This is a genomic window from Agarivorans sp. B2Z047 (assembly GCF_023373605.1).
GTDB classification, from domain to species: Bacteria; Pseudomonadota; Gammaproteobacteria; order Enterobacterales; family Celerinatantimonadaceae; genus Agarivorans; species Agarivorans albus.
This window is the reverse complement of the sequence record NZ_CP088080.1, coordinates 404,933-425,000: the sequence shown is the minus strand read 5'-3', so window position 1 is coordinate 425,000 and position 20,068 is coordinate 404,933. Positions and strand designations below refer to the sequence as shown.

General features: G+C 44.8%; 16 protein-coding genes, 1 rRNA gene and 1 riboswitch (1 of these 18 only partly in view). Of the genes, 8 read left to right on the top strand and 9 right to left on the bottom strand.

Features of this window, described 5'->3' with window-relative positions:
• A 16S ribosomal RNA gene (locus LQZ07_RS02005) occupies positions 1–691 on the bottom strand (it extends 854 nt beyond the left edge of the window).
• A gap of 611 nt (positions 692–1,302) precedes the next feature.
• Here LQZ07_RS02005 and LQZ07_RS02000 point away from each other — a divergent pair.
• A complete protein-coding gene (locus LQZ07_RS02000; RefSeq protein ID WP_152783536.1) occupies positions 1,303–1,764 on the top strand; it encodes an RNA-binding protein in 462 nt (153 codons plus the stop codon).
• On the opposite strand, the gene murI is transcribed toward LQZ07_RS02000, so the two are convergent.
• From murI to LQZ07_RS01985, 3 genes are all read right to left on the bottom strand, one after another.
• A complete protein-coding gene (gene murI / locus LQZ07_RS01995; protein ID WP_152783538.1) occupies positions 1,761–2,546 on the bottom strand; it encodes a glutamate racemase in 786 nt (261 codons plus the stop codon). The genes LQZ07_RS02000 and murI overlap by 4 nt on opposite strands.
• 81 nt (positions 2,547–2,627) lie before the next feature.
• On the bottom strand, positions 2,628–4,478 hold the full coding sequence (locus tag LQZ07_RS01990) for a TonB-dependent receptor domain-containing protein (RefSeq protein WP_194164162.1): 1,851 nt from the start codon (positions 4,476–4,478) through the stop codon (positions 2,628–2,630).
• Positions 4,479–4,514: 36 nt separating this feature from the next.
• A riboswitch (cobalamin riboswitch) is annotated at positions 4,515–4,741 on the bottom strand.
• Between the two features lie 56 nt (positions 4,742–4,797).
• A complete protein-coding gene (locus LQZ07_RS01985) occupies positions 4,798–5,973 on the bottom strand; it encodes a DUF5610 domain-containing protein (protein WP_152783542.1) in 1,176 nt (391 codons plus the stop codon).
• Between the two features lie 146 nt (positions 5,974–6,119).
• Here LQZ07_RS01985 and trmA point away from each other — a divergent pair, with 146 nt between their 5' ends.
• Both trmA and LQZ07_RS01975 read left to right on the top strand, forming a co-directional pair.
• Entirely contained in the window at positions 6,120–7,223 is a 1,104-nt protein-coding gene (gene trmA / locus LQZ07_RS01980) for a tRNA (uridine(54)-C5)-methyltransferase TrmA (RefSeq protein WP_152783544.1), read from the top strand.
• Between the two features lie 118 nt (positions 7,224–7,341).
• Entirely contained in the window at positions 7,342–7,800 is a 459-nt protein-coding gene (locus tag LQZ07_RS01975; protein ID WP_152783546.1) for a YHS domain-containing (seleno)protein, read from the top strand.
• A gap of 16 nt (positions 7,801–7,816) precedes the next feature.
• Here LQZ07_RS01975 and LQZ07_RS01970 read toward each other — a convergent pair whose 3' ends face one another.
• Complete coding sequence (locus tag LQZ07_RS01970) at positions 7,817–8,155, bottom strand: DUF1422 family protein (protein WP_016399695.1); 339 nt, start codon at positions 8,153–8,155, stop codon at positions 7,817–7,819.
• Between the two features lie 9 nt (positions 8,156–8,164).
• Positions 8,165–8,785 carry an HTH-type transcriptional repressor FabR gene (gene fabR, locus LQZ07_RS01965; RefSeq protein ID WP_016399696.1) on the bottom strand — a complete coding sequence of 207 codons (621 nt, stop codon included), beginning with the start codon at positions 8,783–8,785 and terminating at the stop codon, positions 8,165–8,167.
• Between the two features lie 284 nt (positions 8,786–9,069).
• On the opposite strand from fabR, the gene LQZ07_RS01960 reads away from it, so the two are divergent.
• The gene (locus LQZ07_RS01960) at positions 9,070–11,124 is read left to right on the top strand and encodes an alpha-amylase family glycosyl hydrolase (RefSeq protein ID WP_152783548.1); all 2,055 of its coding nucleotides are present in this window, start codon (positions 9,070–9,072) and stop codon (positions 11,122–11,124) included.
• A gap of 159 nt (positions 11,125–11,283) precedes the next feature.
• Here LQZ07_RS01960 and metL read toward each other — a convergent pair whose 3' ends face one another.
• Entirely contained in the window at positions 11,284–13,695 is a 2,412-nt protein-coding gene (gene metL / locus LQZ07_RS01955) for a bifunctional aspartate kinase/homoserine dehydrogenase II (protein ID WP_152783550.1), read from the bottom strand.
• Between the two features lie 28 nt (positions 13,696–13,723).
• Positions 13,724–14,881 (bottom strand): cystathionine gamma-synthase, encoded by a 1,158-nt coding sequence (gene metB, locus LQZ07_RS01950; RefSeq protein ID WP_152783552.1) that lies wholly within the window; start codon positions 14,879–14,881, stop codon positions 13,724–13,726.
• A gap of 152 nt (positions 14,882–15,033) precedes the next feature.
• On the opposite strand from metB, the gene metJ reads away from it, so the two are divergent.
• The 3 genes from metJ (at position 15,034) to LQZ07_RS01935 (ending at position 17,303) form a co-directional block, all read left to right on the top strand.
• Positions 15,034–15,333 (top strand): met regulon transcriptional regulator MetJ, encoded by a 300-nt coding sequence (gene metJ / locus LQZ07_RS01945; RefSeq protein WP_152783554.1) that lies wholly within the window; start codon positions 15,034–15,036, stop codon positions 15,331–15,333.
• 228 nt (positions 15,334–15,561) lie between these two features.
• The gene (locus LQZ07_RS01940; RefSeq protein ID WP_368666397.1) at positions 15,562–15,930 is read left to right on the top strand and encodes a hypothetical protein; all 369 of its coding nucleotides are present in this window, start codon (positions 15,562–15,564) and stop codon (positions 15,928–15,930) included.
• A gap of 431 nt (positions 15,931–16,361) precedes the next feature.
• Positions 16,362–17,303, top strand: a complete 942-nt coding sequence (locus LQZ07_RS01935; protein WP_152783558.1) for a DUF2971 domain-containing protein — start codon at positions 16,362–16,364, stop codon at positions 17,301–17,303.
• A gap of 72 nt (positions 17,304–17,375) precedes the next feature.
• Here the strand turns inward: LQZ07_RS01935 and rpmE are convergent, their stop codons facing one another.
• Positions 17,376–17,588: a 50S ribosomal protein L31 gene (gene rpmE, locus LQZ07_RS01930; RefSeq protein WP_016399703.1), complete on the bottom strand. Its 213-nt coding sequence runs from the start codon at positions 17,586–17,588 to the stop codon at positions 17,376–17,378.
• 240 nt (positions 17,589–17,828) lie between these two features.
• Here rpmE and priA point away from each other — a divergent pair, with 240 nt between their 5' ends.
• Positions 17,829–20,033 carry a primosomal protein N' gene (gene priA / locus LQZ07_RS01925; protein ID WP_249483473.1) on the top strand — a complete coding sequence of 735 codons (2,205 nt, stop codon included), beginning with the start codon at positions 17,829–17,831 and terminating at the stop codon, positions 20,031–20,033.
• Positions 20,034–20,068 lie beyond the last annotated feature (35 nt).

Below are 20,068 nucleotides of genomic sequence, written 5' to 3'. Positions count from 1 at the left end.
GCTACACCTGAAATTCTACCACCCTCTACAAAACTCTAGCTTGCCAGTTCCAAATGCCATTCCCAGGTTGAGCCCGGGGATTTCACATCTGGCTTAACAAGCCGCCTGCGTACGCTTTACGCCCAGTAATTCCGATTAACGCTCGGACCCTCCGTATTACCGCGGCTGCTGGCACGGAGTTAGCCGGTCCTTCTTCTGTCGCTAACGTCAAAGATAGCAAGTATTAATTACTACCCCTTCCTCACGACTGAAAGTGCTTTACAACCCGAAGGCCTTCTTCACACACGCGGCATGGCTGCATCAGGCTTTCGCCCATTGTGCAATATTCCCCACTGCTGCCTCCCGTAGGAGTCTGGGCCGTGTCTCAGTCCCAGTGTGGCTGATCATCCTCTCAAACCAGCTAGGGATCGTCGCCTTGGTAAGCCATTACCTTACCAACTAGCTAATCCCACTTGGGCTAATCTTTACGCGAAAGGTGCCGAAGCATCCCCTCCTTTGGTCCGAAGACATTATGCGGTATTAGCAGTCGTTTCCAACTGTTGTCCCCCACGTAAAGGCATATTCCCAAGCATTACTCACCCGTCCGCCGCTCGTCAGCAAAGTAGCAAGCTACTCTCTGTTACCGCTCGACTTGCATGTGTTAAGCCTGCCGCCAGCGTTCAATCTGAGCCATGATCAAACTCTTCAATCAAAAGTTTTTTCGCTCAAAGTTAAAAACTGAAATTATTACTGTGTTTTACAGTGCAAGACTCCAGTTCACTTAAGCTTAATTTTTTCGCTTAAGGTCCTGTGAGTGCTCACACAGATTGCTTGATAAATTGTTAAAGAGCGTTGCTTCGTTGCCGAAGCGAGGTGCGCATTCTACGCTTTCCTCTGTGGCTGTCAACCGCTTTTTAATATTAATTAAGAAGAAGTTTTTCAACCGGTCAACTCAGCCCTAGGCCTTGCTAACCCTGACGTAGCCTTGCTTCGCTTTAGCGCGCTGCGTGCCGTGTCAGTGGAGGTGCATTATAGGGATCGATTCCCGCGGCGCAAGCGTTTTTTGAAGAAAATCACAATTAATTTTGAATTGATAATTAACCCCCAACTAAGCCACAAAATACCCACAAACTTATCCACAGAAAACCAAGTTCGCGACTAAACAAGCCTATGAATTAAAAGTAATTGTGTCATTTAGCAAGTTTCTGATAGAGAAATTGTACATTTTCTAGCTTATCGGCAAAAAGCTGGCTACCATGATGTCGCAATTTTGTTAAAAAATTGCTTTCCATTATTCTGAATACATTGAGCATTGAATTTATTATGAAAAATTCCAGTTTATCTGTTGTCATACTTATAGCGGTAGCAGTTGCTGCTTATTTTGTGGCTGCCGCAGTCGCTCCACTACAGCCTTTATACCTATCTATAGCAGTAATTGTTGGCGGCGCCATCGTATTGTTAAGTTCTAACGGTGCTACTAGCGACGAACAACCAGCAAGTTCATCAACGACTGAATCATCCGACGGTGTGGAAACACAAACCCTATACGTTGGTAACCTACCCTATCGTGCAAACGAGTCAGCTATTCGCAAACTATTCTCAGATTACGGCCAAGTAGTATCAGTACGTTTATTGAAAGATAAGCAAACTGGCAAACGTCGCGGCTTTGGTTTTGTTGAAATGGCAGCTAAAGATGCACCAAAAGCAGTTGAAGCCCTAAACGAACAAGAGTTTCAACAACGCACTTTAAAGGTTCGTGAAGCGAATGAGCGTAAAGAAGCCTAAGTAAATAGTTGCAAGCTACTTAGTTGATAAGCTTGTAGCTGTTTTAACAACGAAGAATTAGCGGGATGCATAGTGCAGTAAGCACGAGCTTCCGCTTTTTTTTGGCTTAGATTCAAGGCTTCGTTAGTTGATAGCAAACTGTGTACACGATTGGCTATCGCGGCGCCAGAATCAACCAAACATACTCGCTCACCCAATACTTGCTGGATTTCATCCTTTAATAAGGGGAAATGGGTACAACCTAATACCACGCAATCTAGATCATCAAACGATAACCACGACGCTAACGCCTGCTTTACATCTTCAAGCGCTATAGATTCGCCCGCTAGTTTTTGTTCTGCCAATTGCACTAATAATGTAGAACCGAGTAACTCAACGCGACAATCTTTGGCAAAGTCTGCAATAAGTTGTTCAGTATAACTGCGCTCTACGGTACCGGGAGTCGCCAATACACCAAAGTGGCGAGTGATGCTTTTGTTCGCAGCAGATTTTATCGCAGGTACAACGCCAACTATTGGTAAGGAGAGAGTTTCGCGCAAAGAAGGAAGGGATAAGGTACTGGCAGAGTTACACGCCACAACCACCAGGTCGGGGTTAAACTTATTTACTGCCTTAGTGAGCAGTTCGACCACACGGGTAATCAGCTGTTGGTCGTCTAACTCCCCATAGGGAAAATAAAGGTTATCGAACAAGTAGCTGTATTGCATATTAGGGTTTCGCTGCTGCAGTTGCTCTAAAACAGATAAACCACCCACACCAGAATCAAAAACAAGAACGTGCATTACTCTACCAATAAGCCTTTAAAATAATTCAGCCCTAGTTTAACCAAAGCTAGGGCTGAGAGCTATGTTAAAGCGTAAACCTTAAAACTGGTAACTTGCGCCCAACTCAAAGGTACGACCTTGTGCTTGGTAGTCGTTTACAGTTGAATACTGCTTATCAAATACATTTCGTAGTTTCGCATCAACACGTAACCCGCTAGCAAACTTATAGTTAGCACTTAAATCCCAAATGGAATGGCTATCAATGGTTGTAGTATTTGCTGCATCTTCATACGAATCTCCGCGCCATAGAAAATCGACGACAACTTGCAGGCTCTGCCAATACATATCAGCTTTATACTTAACTTGCTCCTCTGGACGGCGAATCAAGTTTTTATCGGTACTGCGATCCTTTGGATCTAAAAACTCTACAATTACCCTATGGTTTACCCAAGCTGTAGAAAACTCACCTTGGAACTCGATACCCTGAATGCGCGCATCACTTACATTGTCTGGTGTCCATAATGGCCATGTATCAGGAGTTCCAGTGTAGTCGTTATCACAACGCGCTACACACCCCCAAGCAATAAGATTATCCACGTCATTACGAAATACATTAAGCTGCCATTGGCTTTGCAGTAAATTAAGCTCTAAGCCCAACTCACTATTAGTTGACGTTTCTGCTTTTAAACTAGGGTTTTCACTACCTGGGTAGTAAAGATCGTTAAAAGTTGGAGCTCTGAAGGCGGTGCCATGCAATGCATTAAAACGCATTGACGGTTGGAACTGCCAAGCCCAACCTAGGTTATAGGTAGTGTGGTCACCGTAATGTTCGTTGTCATCATAACGTAAGCTACCCTCGAGAGTATGCTGGTCGTAGTCTGCTCGCGTACCAATATGGGCAGCTTTGTTATCTCGGCTTTCTTGTTGATAAATCAAGCTTGTACCAGAAATATCATCTTTTTGATAATCAAGCCCACCTTGCAATAACCATTGCTGGTTAAGTTGATAGCCTAATAGCCAGTTCGCAGCAACTCGTTCTGTAGAATAGCGCTGGGGATCAACAAAATTATCGGCTGGTGCTGTATCCGATTGGTCTTGTTGAGAGTTTAATGCAAACTCACTATTGATTCGGTCTTGAGCGTAATTAACACTAACACCGTAAACGGTCTGCTTGTGCTTGGTTAAAGCTTTACCACCTTGAATAAATTCGGACTCGCTATCATTTAGGAGTAAGAATACTCGTCCACGCCAAGCTTGGTTGAATTCATGATCCAAGCTTAACAATCCTCCAAAAGTATCGTAGCCATAGTCTTCGTCTAAGTTATCTTGTGGACGAATATCATAACCATTGCTCTTATCTTTGCTAAAAATAACATTGTATTGAGTAGCTTCATCTAATTGTCCGCTTGCACGAGCGGCAAGCTTAACGGTTTCTTGAGTACCAACTGCGGCTTTCAAGCCGTGATACTCGCTGCCAAAACTAGGGCGAGTAATAATGTTGATTACCCCGCCTACGGCATCGGCGCCGTAAATCGAAGCTCTCGCACCACGTAAAATTTCAATACGCTCCACAAACTCTAAGGGTAGTAATGACAACTGCGCGCCACCATTTGTAGCAGTATTAATTCGCACGCCATCGATAAGAAACAAAGATTGTGCCGAGCTGGTACCACGAATAAACACACTTTCGGTATGCCCTTTACCGCCATTACGGGTAACGCTAATACCCACTTGCTGACTTAGCACATCAATAATGTCTTGAGCACCGCTGCTTTCAATTTCGCTACGGCTAACCACAGTAAGTGGCGCAATAACACTGGCTTCGGTTTGTTCCATGCGGTTGGCGGTAACAACCATAGTAGCTGGCTGTTCTGTTTGGGGTGCTTGCTGGGTTTCTTGGGCATAGCCAAAAGCTGGCGCTACTGCGGCCAGTAATATGAACTTCTTCATCGATGTAATCCTAATCGTCGCGTAGTACTTTGCTGTTATAAGCATGTGCGATGTGGCAGGTATTCGGACTTAGAGGCGTATTACTTGTACTACGGCTGCGACTTCCCGTTTGGCGATACAAACAGTGTCTGGAGTTCCTTGGAAAAGGCCAATCCTTGAGCTTTCGTTCCTCATTACCGCTGCGCGTCAGTTCCGGATTTGCACCAGATTCCCTATTAAGCTTGAGTATTTACTACACAAGCACCACAGCGGGCGAGATTATAAGCGAGGCTTAATGTGATTGATAGCACAAAAAGCCGCGCTTTTACCCAACTTGAAATTAACTAATGTTGTCGGCTGCGTTATTCGCAGCAGCGGGTGTGTTGTTAAACATAGCTAAAGCTTCAGCCATGCGGTCGGCAAAACCTTTAAAGCGTTCTACATCTGCTTGTTTGTTTTCTTCGTCACTAGGACTAGAAATAGGCAGTATTCCAGCCAATAGCGTTTCGGTGGCAGATTCAGGTTGAGCAAACAAAGCACTCACTTTGGCTTGAATATCTTGCCAAGAGCTCAAAAATTCACTTAAGTCTGGTACCAGCTCAGAACCACCAGAGGATTTGTCATTAGCTTGTTGATAGGCTTGGGTAACCGCTACGCTTTGTTGTTGCTGAAAGTTAACCGCAAAGCCAACTAGCTGCTGTTCGTCGAAACCAATATTTAGCGCTTGGTCAAAGGCTTTATCTAAATCGCCCGAGAAAAACTGCTGGCCAACCTCATCAACTTGTTTAATCAAATCAGCAATTGCCGCCAGTTCATCATCATTAAGGTCTCCCTCAACCGAGAAGCTAAATTGTTGCTGAGAGGAGAAAGAGGCTTGGATTGAAGAACGCCCTTCACTATAACTGGCGGCTAACTGCGAGCCATAACTAATAGTGACCTTATCGCCTTCTGCTGTTTCTAACTCCATTGTGGCGGATTGCGAACTAGACATTGCCAGTTGGCTATAAAGAGGTGCAGATTGAATTTCGTAATCACCTTCTTCAATCTTTTCTAAACCTTCTTGAATTAGGTCATAACTCTTATCGATGCCTTTTTCTAACTCTTCATTAAGAATACCCGCATCACTAAGTTCCTCACGGGCACCTTCAAAACCCATATCAACCCCTTTACGGGCTTGGGCCATCATTTCGGCTAGCTTATCTTCCGACATCCCCGACTGTTTAGCGCTGTGCAGGGTACTGGCAACAAAATTAAGCACGTTTCGAGCGACTTCTTCAGCATCAAACACGCTCACTTGCTGGGGTTTAGGGAGGCTTACTCCACCCGTAGCCATAGATAAGGTATGTTTTTCAACAGAACTCAATAACACATGGCTAGCTACCGCACCTTGTTGGTTTAAGCTTGCCTTGTCATCTGCCAAGTTATTGCGTTTCTCAATCGCCGGTGCCGACTGCTGCAACAAGCGCTCGGCATACTGTTGTACGGGGGTTTTGCCCACGCCATTCAGTTCGTTCATAAAGCCTCCACGGATTTACCCTAGTCACAGCTTATCGGCGACCAAAATTAAAACTTTAGAAATATTATCACTATTATTGTAGATAAACTGGACAAGCAAGCCACGCCCCTTTAAATTGCGCTGCTTGCTAGAACAGAGGAACGGCCATGAGCGCTATTGCATACTACCCAGAACAGTACCAACAACTATTGGCCGACAAAGTGGCAAAACGCTTAGAGCAGTTTGCCGAATTTTCGCCTGCTCAACCGAGTGTATTTGCATCACCGACGAAACATTATCGAATGCGCGCCGAGTTTAGGGTGTGGCATGAAGGTGACGATCTCTTCTACATCATGTTTGATCAGCAAACCAAACAAAAATTTAGAGTAGACAGCTTTCCTCCGGCTAGCGAAATCATTAACCAGCTTATGCCAATTTTAGTTGAGCAGCTAAAACCAAACCCGCTGCTGCGTCACAAACTGTTTCAAGTGGATTTTCTATCAACCTTAAGTGGCGAAGTGATTGTAAGCATGCTCTACCACAAGCCTATCGACGAGGCATGGCGGGTAGAAGCCGAAAAACTAAAAGCTGAGCTAAGCAAGCAATTTTCAATTCAGTTAATTGGTCGCTCACGTAAACAAAAAATGTGTTTAGACCAAGATAGAGTAGATGAAGTACTTACTGTTAATGGTGAAAAGCTTATTTACCAGCAAATAGAAAACAGCTTCACTCAACCTAACGCAATAGTAAATCAACACATGTTGGAATGGGCGCAACACGCCACCAGCGATAGCCAAGGTGATTTGCTAGAACTGTATTGCGGCAATGGTAATTTCTCATTAGCCTTAGCCAAAAACTTCAATCGCGTGTTAGCCACCGAAATCGCCAAACCCTCGGTTGAAGCAGCGCAATACAACATTAAACATAACAACATCGACAACGTAAAAATCATTCGTTTGTCGGCAGAAGAGTTTACTGAAGCGATGTTAGGTGAGCGCGAGTTCCGCCGCCTAAAAGAAGCTGATGTTGATTTAAGCACTTATCAATGCGATACCATTTTGGTTGACCCACCACGAGCGGGTTTAGATGATGCAACCTTAGGCATGGTGCAAGGCTACGACAACATTGTTTATATCTCGTGTAACCCTAATACACTTTACGACAATCTAAGTGAGTTAAGCCGTACTCACAAAATTAGCCATTGGGCGCTGTTTGACCAGTTTCCCTATACCGACCACATCGAAGTAGGCATGTACCTGCAGCGTCGCTAGCACAAGTATTCACCTGCAACTTAAAGCCGCGTTAATTGACGCGGCTTTTTACTATTTGAAATAGTGCTCTGCTAAGCACGGTCTCCATTTATGGCTTACTCAGCATCTAGGGAAGATTATGAAACAGATTATATTTGCTACCACTTGCTTGATACTCAGTTTAAGCAGCTTTGCCAATGAGCCGGTAAGCACCAGCTTCTGGAGCGACAAAGCTATAGGCGGAATTGACATAACCAGTTACCAGCTTGCTCAAGACCAAGCCAATCGCAACATTCAGCAGGGCAATAAAAAATATATAGTGAGATGGAAAGAGGCAAACTGGCAGTTTGCCAGTCAACAAAGCGCCGACAAATTTGCGGCTAGCCCAGAGACCTACCAAGCTAAATACAACGGATTTTGTGCCAATGCACTGTCTTTAGGCGAGGGCTTAATTGCAACCGACGGCCAAGTGTGGGAATTTTTTGATAACCAACTGCATCTATTTTTTGCAGAAAAAGGTCGCCAACGATGGTTAAAAGGAGATTGGAAAGCCTACCAACAACAGGCAGATTTAGCATGGCAGCAGGCTTTACAATAACTTAAAAATTCAAACCTTAGCGTTTAAAGCCACCTAACTTAAACATCAACCATAAGCCAATAAACAAACAGATGATTAGCAATACTAAGTTGCTACCAATGTCGGGGAATTGAGCACGCAACATGGCCGAATAACCCAGCGCGCCCAGCAGAAAGGCGGCGACACTCATTAGGGGAGAGTCTTCACTTAAGTCTTTTTCAGTATATAAGTGGTACAGCTGCATAATGGCCAGTACAAAGGCAATGATTGGAAACACCGAAAACTTTAACTCAGGCACCGTAAACAAGGCCAAGCTGGCGTTACCACATAAGCCTGCAATAAAAGCTAGCAATAGCAGCGATTTTCTTACCTTCATATTCACCTCTTAACTTAAGGCTTCCGAGCGATTGTAGAGTGCCGCTCCCTTGGCAACAATGCGTAACTGTTTAATGGTTTTATCGGCCAACAATTGGCGATCAAACTCGGCTAAATCTAAAGCAGATGCTCCAGCATTAAAAACAATGATCACCATTGCCTCGGCTTGCATTTGCGCATCCTCTCTTGGGCAGCGATATTGCAGCTCTAAATAGTCGGTAAGCTCGGCAATAAAATGGGCGATCTCCCGCGCCACAGCGGCCCTAAAAGCCGGAGATGTACCTGAACGCTCACGCAGCAACAAACGAAACACATTAGGATTGTTATAAACAAACTCCATAAAGGTTTCTACCGAGGTGCCAATAACACTGCCACCACTGGCAATAATGCGCTGCCGCGCTTGGCGCATCAGCTGGCGTAAGGTTAATCCACCTTCATCTACTAAGGTTAGTCCCAGTTCTTCCATATCAGAAAAGTGACGATAAAAAGAAGTGGGTGCAATACCCGCTTCCCTAGCCACTTCCCTCAAACTTAAGCTCGACAGACCACGTTCAGCACTTAGCTGACTAAACGCAGCATCAATAATTGCTCTACGTGTTTTCTCTTTTTGCTGGGCCCTAACGCCACTCATAAACCTGCCACTTTCTTTCTATTTATAGGGCTATCATACCGTGAGTAGTAAAAAACCCAAATCGAACAATGCAAATCCTCACAAACCAAGTTTTTAACCATGAATCGTTTCTTGAGCAGAATAATCAAAATGAAAACCATTTCATAAAAAAACAATATTCTCAATTAAACGAAAGATGCGAGCTGGGTCAATTTTCCATCAATCTGAAAACGCTATCAAGTATCCAGTCTAAAGACGCTGTGATTAACTGAGCTCATATAAGTTGTATTTAGCAAGGATGAATAATGAATTGGTCCAAGAGCGCCATCTCAATGGCAGTAGTATTTGGTTTAAGTGCTTGTGGCGGCGGTGATAGCGGCGGCGATGGCGGAACACCTGATTATGAATACCAAGCTTATGCTTGTGATGCTGAAATTTATGAAAAAGCAAAAGAACTTCGCATCTATCAAGTAATGACCGAAGCGTTTATCGATGGTGATTCAAACCACGACTACAACGACGGTTACGGTACTAGCCACCATAAAGGCGATCTGCAAGGTATTATCGACTCGCTTGACTACATCCAGAGCTTAGGCATGAACGCCGTTTGGATGACGCCTATCTTTGACTCAGAAGGCGATAGCAAGCTAGATGCTACCGGTTACTTTACCCGTAACTACTTCGCCATCGATCCTAACTTTGGCACCATAGAGCAAGCGCGCACATTAGTAAATGAAGCACATGCGCGTGGCATGTACGTAATCTTTGATGGCGTATTTGGTCACCATAAAGGCAATGTAACACCTTCTCCAAATGGCTTAACGCCTTCAGGCTCTGATAACCCTGTTAGCTACCCAGGTACCGATAACGATACCCTTGAGTTTTATAAAGAAGTTGCTAGCTACTGGGTAACAGAACTGGGTATCGATGGCTGGCGTTTAGACCAAGCGTACCAAGTACCTGTTGGTGCATGGGGCGAAATTCGTAAAGCGGTTGAAGATGCATCTAAAGCAACCACCTACACCATGAATGGCGAAACTGTTAATCCATTAGCGTACATGGTGGCAGAAATTTGGGATGGCGGCGGCAGTCAAATTCGTGATGACGGCTACGGACCAGAAACAGCACCAGGTTTGTGTTCGGCCTTTGATTTCCCAATGCGATATAGCATCACTCAAACTTACGCTGTAGAAGAAAGCGGCAGTGGTGGTCGTGATGCAACTAACTTAAACGCGGCATTTAACGCTCAAATTGCTAATCCTTCTCACGCAGTGCCAAATGGTTTTATTGGTAATCATGATTTATTGCGTTTTGGCGATTTATTGCAACGCGGCGATATCGCTGAACCAAGTGATCAAGAATACTGGGATCGTCATAAAGCAGCTTATGCATTCCTAAGTGCTTATTCTGGACCAATTACCCTTTACTACGGTGAAGAAATTGGCGATGAAGTACCAGATTTTGCCGACCAAGTTAGCAATACAACCTGTGCAGATTTAGGTTTGTGTGATGACCACGTGGCTCGCAACAGCGGTCAAGTTGAAGGCCTAGCCAGTGAGCAAGGTGGCAGTGTATTTAATGCCAACGCCAATCAGGCTGATTTACGTGATTACATTAGCTCTTTGATGACCTTACGAGCAGCAAACCCTGCGCTTTATAAAGGTGAGCGAGTTGCCATTAATCATGATGATGCGGCTAATGTTTTCTTTGACCACAAACAGTTCGAAGACAACACCATTTTGTTCCTGAACAATACTAGCGGCAACAGTTACACCATTACGGTAACCGGTGATGATGTTGGTAGTGACGGTCAATTACGCAACATGCTAAATAACGAGACCATCGATATTGCTTCTGGCGGTTATACCATCGAAATTGATGGCTTCGAATCACTATTCCTCGAAGTGATGTCTGCTACCGCCGATGGCCCACAACAAGGGAACGGTGGAAGTTTGGTAGGAACTGGCCCCTTGGCAGATTGTAATGCCCCTGATGTTGCAGGAAACGGTCCACTGGATAAAGAAATGTGGATCCGTGGTAACTATAGTGGTGGCGACGGGTTCATGGCCACGCCAGATAGCCATAAGTTCACTTACAAAGGCGACAATATTTACCAAGTGGTGGTAAACGAAACAGCGACCACTTCGTTTGGCTTTAAGTTTGCTGCATCAGATTGGAGCTCAGAATTTGCTTCATCTACCGGAGTGGCTGTAATTGCAACGGAACAAGCAATGTCTATTGCAGCCGGTGAAGGTACAGAATCAAGTGTAGTTATCCCTGAAGCAGGTGAATACGTATATAGCTTTGAAATCAATGATGCCTTAACCGGCGGAACAATGATGATTAGCAAGTGTGAGTAAAAATTGAGAGGTGGCTTCACGCCACCTTTTCTTGTGCGGAAGGTTTTCTAGCAACCCTTAAAACTAGAGTGAAGGTAGCAACCTTCAAGCGTTTGTAAACACCCTTAATATCCTATTTGGCCTCTTAGTTTAAGAGGCCTTTTTTTATCCAACATCAGCTTATTTAAGGCTTTTGCAAAGGCTAACTAAATCAGCTTGAATAGCCCCTGCAGTCACTTCTCTGCCCGCGCCTGGCCCTTGAATCACCAAAGGGTTTTGCTTGTACCATAAGCTCTCAATGGCAAACACATTGTCACAAGGTTTAAGGTTAGCAAAAGGATGAAGTGCATCAATTGCTGATAAGCCAACTTCAGCCTCTCCCTTTTGATTCACTTTGGCTAGAAAACGAATCACTTTGCCCTGGCGCTTAGCGTCATTAAACGCTTCTAGCATGCTTTGGTCTAGCTCGCTCATCGAGTCTAAAAACTGCTCCACCGTTAAGGCCGCTAAATGCTCTGGCACTAAAGAGCTTAGCGTAATATCGGCTAGCTCCAACTGTAAACCCGCCTCTCTAGCTAAAATAAGCAACTTGCGCTGCACATCTTTACCAGAAAGATCCTCGCGAGGATCTGGCTCGGTTAAACCTTGATTTAAGGCATCGGCGAGCAATTCAGAAAAGGCCACTGTTCCGTCGTACTGTTGGAACAACCAACTCAAAGTGCCAGAAAATATTCCTGAGATGGTATGAATCTCATCGCCAGAGTCACGCAAACTTTGAATACTTTTTTGCACTGGCAAGCCCGCCCCTACTGTGGCGTTACTTAACCATTGAGCACCATGATCACTAAAGGCTTGCTGCAAGGCTGAATAATTAGCTTGCTCACTTGCACCTGCATGTTTGTTAGCGGTAATAAGGTGGAAGCCATGTCGAGCAAATTCACCATAATAAGCGCTTAACGCTTCACTGGCGGTAATGTCTAACACAGCAAGCTCGTCATATGGATGACGTTTTAGCTTATCAAATATCTCTGGCCAAATAAGGGCAGTATCGGCCTCACTGCTGTTTAGCTGCTCAAGCGCTAAGCCAGTAAAATCTAAATGGCCAGCTTTACTAGAAAACACACCCGCCAAACACAACTCAATTTGATGTTGCTGCTCCAGCTTAGCCTGTTGCTGGCTAAACAACTCAAGCCACTGGCTACCGATGTTGCCTTTACCAAATACCACCAAACCTAACTTGGTTTTTTGCTTGAATAAGTGGCTATGTAAATCTTTTAATAGCGGCTCTAAGGTGATTTTTCTCACCACCGCACACAAACTTAATTTATCAGCACTAGAGTGAATAAACTCCAGCGGCTGCTCAGCCAAATGCTGAAAAAACTGGTAACACTGCTGCGGATTATCACACACGCCTGCGCCCACTAAGGCCACCAAACTGTAACCTTCGCTACGCTCAATTTTTTGGATATGAAATTGGCTGGCCAGCTGATCGATTTTGGCCAAGGCTTCATCGACTAGTTCGCAAGTGTAAGCCATACGCAGCGAGCCTGTTTCGCTATGTTTATGGCGAGTAGCGGGTGCTAGATGATGACTAACTAAGGCTTCTAACAAGGCCGTAGCGTTAAGCGTAAAATCTTGGGTAAAGGTAAGCTCAAGTAGCACTACATTGTCTACCGAGGTAACAATTTTTGCGCTGTGGCTATTAGTACCTTTGCGGTGAATAAGGGTTTGACCATCGTTGGGGGCGTAGCTGCAACGCAAGTTCACTTTTTGGCGAGAGCGCGCCAGTGGCTCTAAAGTTCGCGCATGCAATACCGAGGTACCTATCCGCGATAATTCTGCCGCTTCATTCAACGCAAGGTTTTCAAGCAATACCGCATCTTTCACTAAACGAGGATCAGCACTATAAATACCTGCTACATCACTCCAAATCGTAGTAGACACAGCATCCGCCAAGGCCGCAAGCTCGGTGGCCGAGTAGTCGCTGCCATTGCGACCTAATGTCACGGTACGTTGTTCACTATCGCTACAAATAAAGCCGGTAACTACCACTCTACAAGCTGGTTTAGCTGCTAGGCAGCTAGCTAACAAGGGCGCGCTTTGCGCAACATCCACTTGCGGTTGAGTGGATAACTCGGCTTTAAAGAACTGGCGTGAATCTAACCATTCGGCTTGGCAATCTTGAGCACTTAACAAAGCAGCTAATAAACGTGCAGACCAACGCTCGCCAAAAGACAATACTTCGTTGCAGGTAAAGGCTGTAAGCCCACCTTCAAGAATACTAGCAATTTGGTGATGCTCGCCGTCAAGCGCTGTTAAGATCGGTTTGGCAGCTGCTTCATCAAGAAGCTCATTCACCAACTTGCTTTGAAATTCAATTAAACCGGTGAGCGCATCGGCTGCGGCATTATCGGCCTGTTTAGCCAACTCAATGATATTGATTAAACGGTTAGTGGTTTTACCCGCCGCCGATACCACTATTAAATCCTGTGCTTGGGTATGCTCAGCCACAATGGCTGCCACCCGCTTAAAGCACCCTGCATCAGCTAAGCTGCTGCCACCAAATTTATGCACATGTCTATTTACCGACATGACTTACCTCTCTACAACGCTGGTAAAACTACAGTTGGGCAAAGGCCTGCTGTAAATCATTAACTAAATCTTGCGAATCTTCCAAGCCTACCGATACCCGCAATAACTGATTAGAAATGCCAGCCTCTGCTAGCGCTTCCGCCGACATCGCAGCGTGCGTCATGGTAGCCGGATGAGCAATTAGACTCTCTACGCCACCTAAAGATTCCGCCAAAGAAAACAACTGTAAGCTTTTTAAAAACTTAACCATTTGGCTTTCTTCTAAATTCAATTCAAAACTGAACATAGCACCAAAGCCTTTTTGCTGGCTTTGCGCTAAAACATGCCCAGGATGCTCAGGCAAACCAGGATAGTAAATCGCGCCCACCGCTTCTTGCTGCTGTAAGCATTCCACCAAGGCTTGGGCATTTTTCTGGTGCACATTCATTCGTGCTTTAAGGGTACGCAAACCGCGCAAAGTAAGGTAAGAATCAAAAGCCGACCCCGTTAACCCTAAACAGTTAGCCCACCACGCCAATTGCTCGGCCAGTTCTTCGTTGGCCGCAACCACCATACCTGCTACAACGTCGGAGTGACCATTAATGTATTTAGTGGCCGAATGCACCACAATGTCGGCACCTAACAAAATTGGCGTTTGCAAAGCAGGAGATAAAAAGGTGTTGTCTACTACCACCAATGCGCCTGCAGCATGTGCCTGCTCGGCAATGGCTTTAATGTCTACAATTCGAAGCAAAGGGTTACTTGGGGTTTCTAACCACACCAATTTGGGCTTCTTAGCCAATAGCTGAGCTAGAGCTGCGCCATCGTTTTGATCAACAAAAGCCACTTCAAAGGCATTCTTCTTAGCTAGGCTGTCGAATAAACGGTAGCTACCACCGTAACAATCATGCGGCGCAACCAATAAATCGCCTGGCTCAAGCAAGGCAGTAACAAGGTTAACGGCCGACATACCGGTGTTAGTAATTACCGCACCAGCACCATGTTCTAAATCGGCAATGGCCTCGGCCAAAATATGGCGAGTAGGGTTACCTGAACGGCTGTAATCAAACTGGCGTTTTTGGTTAAAATCAGCAAAGCTGTAGTTACTCGACAAATAAATAGGTGGCACTACCGCACCGTGTTGGGTATCACTTTCAATACCGCTGCGCACTGCTATAGTAGCCGCTTGTAGATCTTTTAAAGACATTGCTGATTTACTCCCTCAATTTATCCTGCCACTTTACCACTAGCAAAAAAGACGTCAACACTTCTAGACGTCTAAATGTCTTTGCTGTTGGATTGCTAAGTCGCATTTCCCCCGTTACAATAGGGTCTCTTTAGTTTGGTGTGTATTGCAGAATGTCTACAGATTGGAATGGTGAGTGGATCAGCCCTTACGCTGAGCACGGTAAAAAAAGCGAACAAGTAAAAAAAATCACAGTATCTATCCCACTAAAAGTGCTAAAGATATTGACCGATGAGCGAACCCGTAGACAAATAAATAACCTACGCCACGCCACCAACAGTGAGCTACTTTGCGAAGCATTTTTGCACGCCTACACTGGCCAACCGCTCCCCGATGACGCCGACTTGCAAAAAGACAAGCCAGACCCGGCGTTAGAAAAAGCCGCCCAAGCGGAACTCAATAAAGAAGATTAAGATTTTACAAAGCCGCTCACCGAGCGGCTTTTTTATTGCCTAAACCCAGCGTACAACAAACTATTTTCACCAACTATTACTCATAAACTGTAATCAAATTGGGGGCTTACCGGTCTGTAAACAGGCTCTTAATTTAAAATAGGTAAAAGGATGAAAACGTCGTACCCACCTCAATTAGCCTCAAAGCTATCACTTGGCCTTTTATGTTTAAGGCTAAGCATTGCCCTCGTGTTTACAATATGGGCATTAGATAAAGTACTTGTACCAGAGCATGCTATAAAAGTGTTCTCTGGCTTTTACGGATTAAATTTAACCACCAATACACTTATTGCCATGGGGCTTGCACAACTCGCCTTTATCGCAGCCTTTACCTTAGGTTTATTGAAAAACATCACCTACCTTGCGGTGTTGGTGCTGCATGCTGGTTCAACATTCTCTTCATTTGCTAAGTATCTAGACCCATTTAATAACTTATTGTTCTTTGCTGCTTGGCCAATGCTAGCTGCATGCTTAGCTCTCTATTTGCTGCGAGATTATGACTCTTGGACCTTGGGTAAAACTCACTCTTTAGAGCAGAGAGAAGAAGCCAACAACTAAGTACTAATTAATAAAACGAAGCCGCTGATTAAGCGGCTTTTGTTTAGCCGACTTAATTAAGAAAAAAGCAAAGCTGCACCTGTTGAGCCAACTACCTAGCTTTTGATTGAACACTCTGGTTTCTCCTTCGGCGACGTCATTAAGCTTTAACAACCAAAGCTTAGCGAAATATAAAGAAAGGTCGCACAGCATTATATTAATCCTACGTTGCTCAGTTAAAAGCGCGCCTGCGCAACTCGCTTCGCTCAAACAGTGCTTGGCTTAATCGCTTTCAACTTCCGCTACTCGGCGATAATGAAGGGGATGGCTACGATAAGAGCATTAGAAACAACTGCTACGTCTAACTCAACACTTACACAACAGACACGTTTTTGAATTCCTACCTTCTGATTCGTAACATATACATTCTAATACGAGGAGAGACACAGAAATTGAGTGAAACTAGTAAACAGCTGCTTTTGCACTACACTTCATTTGAAGCTTTAACATCTATATTCAATAACCCTGCAACCCCCTCTATGCGAGCAACTCACATCGACTTTCTAAACGACACATCTGAATACGACTACGGCATAGAAAAAGTACTTGAGTACTTGGTACCTTATGAAAACGACTTTGCAATTCAATTAGATGTTCCTAGAAAAATAGCTAGGTTAGAGCGGTTGTACAAAAGAGCTAAAAGAAAAGGGCTGAAAAATGTTCTAACAATTGATGAACTGAACTCAGCTACTAGTAGCAAAGACCCAAAGCTTCTTGAAAAGTTAATTGAACAATACATAAAACTGGATTATCAACACCTTAGAAAAGATAGTAGACCTAAAGCTTACACATTTAGTCTTTCAAAAGCTGAAGACAGCCTTTATCAATGGCAAATGTATTGTCCCCATGAGGGAGGAATAGCTTTGGGATTTGATACAGACACACGCCTGTACACTGATCTAATCGACTCAACAGGTAGCTTTTATTTAAAACATTACGCAGATATTGAAAAAGTAGACTACCCAGAAAAATCAGAAAAAATTAAACCATTCCGTCTTCCGAATAAATTGGACTATCTAAGATACCTAGAAGAAATTGAGAAGAAAGCTCTACTACTAAAGCATCCCGCATTCGCACAGGAGCAAGAATATAGGGTCATATTTAACATGAATTTTGGTACTGATATTAAAGCTAAAAACCGGGGCTATACAACCAATAAACCCTATATTGAGCTGAACTTTAAGCCAGCCAACCTTAAGCGAATTTTCGTATCACCTAAAGGTGATCAAGAGCATACGCGTAAATTACTAATATACTTTATTCAGGACATCCCCGAACTACAGCATCTTAGCGAATCAGATATAGTTATTAGTGACATTCCATTTAGAAGCTAAACAGTTCAAGCTGCCACAAAAAAAGCGCCCTTAGGCGCTTTTTGTTTGCTGTGTAGCGTAAATAAGGCTGGCTTATTTTTTGCCCAATACAGCGAATTTCTTGTTGAAACGATCAACACGACCACCGGTATCAACGTTACGTTGCTTACCAGTGTAGAACGGGTGACATTTGTCACATACGTCTAGGAACATTGCGCCAGTGCGAGTAGATTTAGTTTCGATTACGTTACCGCAAGAACAAGTAGCAGTAAGTACTTCGTAAGTTGGGTGGATATCAGTTTTCATGGATTACCTCAATACTTGGGCCGTATCGCCATCTGGTCGCCACAATTGACACCAAACACCATACGAAAGCAACTCTATCAGAGCCTATAAATTTTAGGTGGCGGATCATATAAGAAGCCACCTAGCATAGCAAGCACCCAACAACAAAAAGCGGGCAAAAATTCGCCAAACGCTTAATTTGCTCCGCAAGGTGCTCTGCCAGTAGAATGAGACAGGTTTTTTGCTTGAGTTTATTCATTAGTGTCGATTGTTCGTGTTGCCTTAGCTATTCCCCTGCGTCGCCTTTTTGATTACAGCGTGCCAGCAAACACCCCCATGCCAGCCATTGGCACTCGGGTAAAGGTGCCTTTTGGTAAAGGCGAAAAAGTGGGTTTGGTAATAGAACACCCCAGCGATAGTGACATTGCCGAAGATAAACTCAAACCATTTAGTGAATCACTCGATCAACAAGCATTATTACCAGAAAGCCTATTTAAGCTACTTAATTGGGCTAGCTCTTATTATCACCACAGCTTGGGAGATGTTATAAGCCAAGCGTTGCCGGCACTTTTACGCAAAGGTGAGCCAGCCAAAGCTAAAAGCATTGTAGTGTGGCGTTTAAGCGAGCAGGGCAAAGTGGGCGATTTAACTAACTTTACCCGCGCCCCCAAGCAAGGGGTTGTATTAGGCAGCTTGCAACAGCAAGATGATGGCCAGCTGAGTGACGAACAATGCAAACAACAAGAATTATCCCGTACTGCCATTAAAGCGCTAGTAGATAAAGGTTTTATCGAAAAACATGAGATTACGCCCACACCAGCGCTGTGGTCGAAAAGCGATACCAACAACCAAGCCTCGCTAAAGCTTAATGCAGAACAAGCCATTGCGGTGGCAGCAGTTAATCAAAGCATTGGCAGTTTTCAGGCCTTTCTTATCGAGGGTATTACCGGCTCGGGCAAAACCGAGGTGTATTTAAATATCATTGCCGAAGTGCTCGCTCAAGGTAAACAAGCCTTAGTATTGGTGCCCGAAATTGGCTTAACGCCACAAACCTTAGCGCGCTTTGCTGAGCGCTTTAAAGTGCCGGTTTATGCGATTAACTCTGGGTTAAACGACACCGAGCGCTTTACCGCATGGCTTAAAGCCAAACAAGGCGAAGCAGGCATTATTATTGGCACGCGTTCGGCAGTATTCACCCCCATGAAAAACCCAGGGGTAATTATTATCGATGAGGAGCACGACAGTTCTTTTAAGCAGCAAGACAGCTTTCGCTACCACGCGCGCGATTTAGCCATAGTGCGTGCCCGCTTAGAAAAAATGCCGGTGGTGCTTGGCTCTGCCACCCCATCCTTAGAAAGCTTGCATAATGCGCTAAGCGGCCGTTATTCGCACTTAGAGCTAAAGCAACGCGCCGGTAATGCGGTATTGGCCGAACAACAATTACTGGATATTCGCCAGCAACCTTTATCCTCGGGCTTATCTCCGGCACTTATAAAAGCCATGCGCATTGAGTTAAAGGCTGGCCGCCAAGTAATGCTGTTTTTAAATCGCCGAGGTTACGCCCCTGCCTTACTGTGCCATGAGTGTGGCCACGTATGTGAATGTGAGCGCTGTGAGGCCTACTTTACCTATCATCAGCAGCCTCGCCATTTAGCTTGTCACCACTGTGGCAGCCAAAAAGCCGTGCCACACCAATGTGAAAAATGTGGCTCTACCAACTTGGTAACAACAGGTTTAGGCACCGAGCAATTGCAAGAAGCCTTGCTGGAGATATTCCCCGAATACAAAGTGGCGCGCATCGACCGCGACAGCACCCGCCGCAAAGGCAGCTTAGAACAGTTACTGGACGAGATTCATAACAACCAATACCAAATATTAATTGGCACCCAAATGTTGGCCAAGGGCCACCACTTTCCAAATGTAACCTTAGTTGCTTTATTAGACATAGACCACGCGTTGTTTTGCTCTGATTTTCGCGCGCCAGAACGCTTAGCCCAACTTTACGTTCAAGTAGCTGGCCGAGCTGGTCGAGCGAACCTGCTGGGCAAGGTGTTATTGCAATCTCACCACCCTGAACACGAGCTGTTGCAAGACCTTATCAACAACGGTTACCAACATTTTGCTCGCTTTGCCTTAAACGAGCGTAAAGATACCGAGCTACCACCCTTTAGCTTTCAAGCGCTGTTTCGCTTTGAAGCTGCCGATGGCAACGCAGTTAACGAGCTTAGCCAACAGCTATACCAACTCGCTCAACCGCTACAGCAAGGCGAAACGTGGGTATTTCCACCCTGTCCTGCACCACAAGCGCGCCGTGCGGGTAAGTTTCGAATGCAACTGTTGATTCAAGCCGAACAACGCCCGCAATTGCACCAATTGGTTTATCGCCTGTTGCCTCAACTAGAAAGCTTAAAACTAAGCCGCAAAGTACGTTGGTCACTGGATATCGACCCTTACGACATGCAATAAATCTAAGGCTTTTTGTAAGGCTTAAAAGATCAATC

What these genes read in the sequence shown, in the direction of transcription:
- LQZ07_RS02000 (WP_152783536.1), top strand. Translation starts at nt 1,303, where the DNA reads ATGAAAAATTCCAGTTTATCTGTTGTCATACTTATAGCGGTAGCAGTT.
- murI (WP_152783538.1), bottom strand. Translation starts at nt 2,546, where the DNA reads ATGCACGTTCTTGTTTTTGATTCTGGTGTGGGTGGTTTATCTGTTTTA.
- LQZ07_RS01990 (WP_194164162.1), bottom strand. Translation starts at nt 4,478, where the DNA reads ATGAAGAAGTTCATATTACTGGCCGCAGTAGCGCCAGCTTTTGGCTAT.
- LQZ07_RS01985 (WP_152783542.1), bottom strand. Translation starts at nt 5,973, where the DNA reads ATGAACGAACTGAATGGCGTGGGCAAAACCCCCGTACAACAGTATGCC.
- trmA (WP_152783544.1), top strand. Translation starts at nt 6,120, where the DNA reads ATGAGCGCTATTGCATACTACCCAGAACAGTACCAACAACTATTGGCC.
- LQZ07_RS01975 (WP_152783546.1), top strand. Translation starts at nt 7,342, where the DNA reads ATGAAACAGATTATATTTGCTACCACTTGCTTGATACTCAGTTTAAGC.
- LQZ07_RS01970 (WP_016399695.1), bottom strand. Translation starts at nt 8,155, where the DNA reads ATGAAGGTAAGAAAATCGCTGCTATTGCTAGCTTTTATTGCAGGCTTA.
- fabR (WP_016399696.1), bottom strand. Translation starts at nt 8,785, where the DNA reads ATGAGTGGCGTTAGGGCCCAGCAAAAAGAGAAAACACGTAGAGCAATT.
- LQZ07_RS01960 (WP_152783548.1), top strand. Translation starts at nt 9,070, where the DNA reads ATGAATTGGTCCAAGAGCGCCATCTCAATGGCAGTAGTATTTGGTTTA.
- metL (WP_152783550.1), bottom strand. Translation starts at nt 13,695, where the DNA reads ATGTCGGTAAATAGACATGTGCATAAATTTGGTGGCAGCAGCTTAGCT.
- metB (WP_152783552.1), bottom strand. Translation starts at nt 14,881, where the DNA reads ATGTCTTTAAAAGATCTACAAGCGGCTACTATAGCAGTGCGCAGCGGT.
- metJ (WP_152783554.1), top strand. Translation starts at nt 15,034, where the DNA reads ATGTCTACAGATTGGAATGGTGAGTGGATCAGCCCTTACGCTGAGCAC.
- rpmE (WP_016399703.1), bottom strand. Translation starts at nt 17,588, where the DNA reads ATGAAAACTGATATCCACCCAACTTACGAAGTACTTACTGCTACTTGT.